Consider the following 1,761-nt stretch of genomic DNA (forward strand, 5'->3'; position numbering starts at 1 on the left):
CCGCCGGCGGCCGGCGGCGCCGCGGGCCTGGCCGGAGCGGTCGTCGCGGCCGGCGTGCCGGCCGGCGCCGTCGAACTGGTCGCGGCCGGAGCCGGCGCGGCCGGAGCCGCGGTGCCCTTGCCCTGCACGATCTCCTTGAGGCCGAGGTGCCAGGCGGCGGCGGCGGTGCCGCCGAGAATGATGAGGGTGACCAGACCTTTGGCGAGCGGGGTCATCTTGGCCATGGTGGCTCCGTGGACAGGGTAACGGTGGCGGCGCGGCGGAAAACGCGGGACCTGTTCATTCCTGCGTTGCGGAGGACGGAACTCCGCGCTTCCCGATGCGATGGATTCGAAACTTACTCATGGAACGTTGCAGGGCGAGCGAACCCGAACCTCAGCCCGGCGGCGGTGTGCCGAACGTCGCGGCGAGGCGCCGCAGGCGCTCGGCTTCGGCGTCCAGCCGCGCGACTTCGCGCAGGCAGGCGTCCTTGGTCGCGCGCGCGCCATTCTCGAGCGCGGCCTTTTCCTCGGTCGCGCGCGCGACCTCGCGCTCGAGCAGGGCTTCGAGATCGGTGATCTGGCTGCGGATGCGCCCGACCGCGTCCTGCTGGCGCTGGTCGCGCTCGGCGATGTCGCGGCGCGCCTGTTCCAGCGCGGCGCGTGCCTGCTGCTCGAGCTGGCCGCGCGCGGCGCCGAGCGCCCGCGACTTGCGTTCGGCATCGAGCAGCGCGTCGTCGACGGTCCAGGCATCGTCGGCCGCGTCGAGCGCACGCACCGCGGCGATGCGCGCGGCCGGATCGAGCGCGGCCAGGCCGTCGAAGATCTTGAGCAGCTTTTCCGCGCTGAACGTCGCGGCCGGCACGCCCTGCTCGGCGTAGATGTCCTCGAACGGCCGCTGTTCGGCGACCGGGCCGGCGACGACCGGCGCCGTGGCGGGCGCCGCTTCCGGCAAAGGTGCCGACGTCGTACCGGCATGGTCCATGACCACCGCGGACACGGATTCGGCCGGCGCCTCGGCCACGACCGGTTCGGCCTGTTCGTCGAGTTCGACGAGACCCGCCTTCTGCAAGGCACGCATGAATCGGCTCACTGCGACCTCCCCATCGCTACGTGTGCTGACGCCGGAAGTGTAGGCGATACGGCGCGGACTATGCGCGAACGCGGCGATCCGCCCTTGCACTGGCCGAGATGGGGCGGGCGGCACTGTCGCGCAAGGGTGACCAATGGGACATCGGCGCGCGCCGTCCGCCGCCGCGGACGGCGCGCTAGACTCGTGCGAACGATAGGTCCGGAGCGGCCCATGCACCGTCTGTTCGCCGTCGCCCTGGCGCTGCTGCCGCTGGCCGCCGTCGGCGCCGGCGAGGCCAAGCCCGATCCGGCGCGGATTCGCGGCAAGATCCAGTTCGTCACGAATTTTCCCGACTACAAGGTCAAGGTCGTCGACAGTTTCGCCGACCTGCATGTCAAGATCGTGCAGAGCTTTCCCGACGCTGCCGGCGAGTGGCAGGTCGTCGACGGTTTTCCCGACTACCGGATCCAGCTCGTCGAGAGCTTCCCGGATTTCACGATCCGCTTCGTCGACAGCTTCCCGGGCCTGCCCTAGCCGGCGATTTCCCGGCCGCCGGCGACGTCGCCGCAGCCGCGGCGCCCCGGACCGGCCGCACTACCGGCCGCGGGGCGCCGGTTGCTATGGTTGCGGACCGCCCTCGCCCCGGACTCCGTCATGCCCGCACCGCGCCGCCGTCTCGCCGCCGTTCTCGGCCTGTGCCTGGCCCTGCCC

3 protein-coding genes are annotated in these 1,761 nt (G+C 72.1%); 1 reads left to right on the forward strand and 2 read right to left on the reverse strand.

Annotation, left to right across the window (positions count from 1 at the left end):
• Positions 1-224, reverse strand: a 224-nt coding sequence (locus NON22_RS23825) for a hypothetical protein (RefSeq protein ID WP_257389471.1), incomplete at its 3' end; no start/stop codon positions are given.
• A gap of 151 nt (positions 225-375) precedes the next feature.
• Positions 376-1,071 carry a hypothetical protein gene (locus tag NON22_RS23830; RefSeq protein ID WP_257389472.1) on the reverse strand — a complete coding sequence of 232 codons (696 nt, stop codon included), beginning with the start codon at positions 1,069-1,071 and terminating at the stop codon, positions 376-378.
• Between the two features lie 210 nt (positions 1,072-1,281).
• Between NON22_RS23830 and NON22_RS23835 the strand changes: the two genes are divergently transcribed.
• Positions 1,282-1,584 (forward strand): 7(1) septoil knot domain-containing protein, encoded by a 303-nt coding sequence (locus NON22_RS23835; protein WP_257389473.1) that lies wholly within the window; start codon positions 1,282-1,284, stop codon positions 1,582-1,584.
• The last annotated feature ends 177 nt before the right edge of the window (positions 1,585-1,761 follow it).

The sequence above is a fragment of the Tahibacter caeni genome, assembly GCF_024609805.1.
GTDB classification, from domain to species: domain Bacteria; phylum Pseudomonadota; class Gammaproteobacteria; order Xanthomonadales; family Rhodanobacteraceae; genus Tahibacter; species Tahibacter caeni.